General features: G+C 46.0%; 1 protein-coding gene. It reads right to left on the bottom strand.

Features of this window, described 5'->3' with window-relative positions; translation table 11 throughout:
- Positions 1–79: 79 nt before the first annotated feature.
- The coding region (locus TW77_RS24005) for an IS3 family transposase (RefSeq protein WP_046007501.1) at positions 80–478 on the bottom strand (399 nt) is incomplete at its 5' end.

The following is a 478-nucleotide window of genomic DNA, read 5'->3' on the forward strand; positions in this document are numbered from 1 at the left end:
CCTCATCCAGTTTGCAAGGACAGAGCTGGACCCCATTGGTTAGACACACTCAGCCATTTTTTAGATGAACAACCTTCCTTTATGCTGCGAACTTCTGTGTCGCATGGTATACCTCATCAGGCGTTTGCTTTTCCAAACTCTGATGTATTCGTTCCTCATTATAAAATACGAAGTAGTTGCCTATCTCTCGCTCCGCTTCCCTGATTGAGTCGTATGCTTTCAGGTACACTTCTTCATATTTCAGGCTTCGCCATAGCCGTTCTATCATGACGTTATCGACCCAGCGGCCCTTGCCATCCATGCTTATCTTGATGCCGCTCTCTTTCAGTTTGCCCGTAAATACATCGCTAGTAAACTGGCACCCTTGATCTGAGTTAAATATCTGGGGCTTACCGTAACGTTGTAGCGCTTCGTCCAATGCTTCGAGGCAAAAGTGCGTATCAAGCGTGTTCGATAATTTCCACGACAATACCTTACG

Origin of the sequence: Pseudoalteromonas rubra (assembly GCF_000967655.1) — a bacterium.
GTDB lineage: Bacteria > Pseudomonadota > Gammaproteobacteria > Enterobacterales > Alteromonadaceae > Pseudoalteromonas > Pseudoalteromonas rubra_A.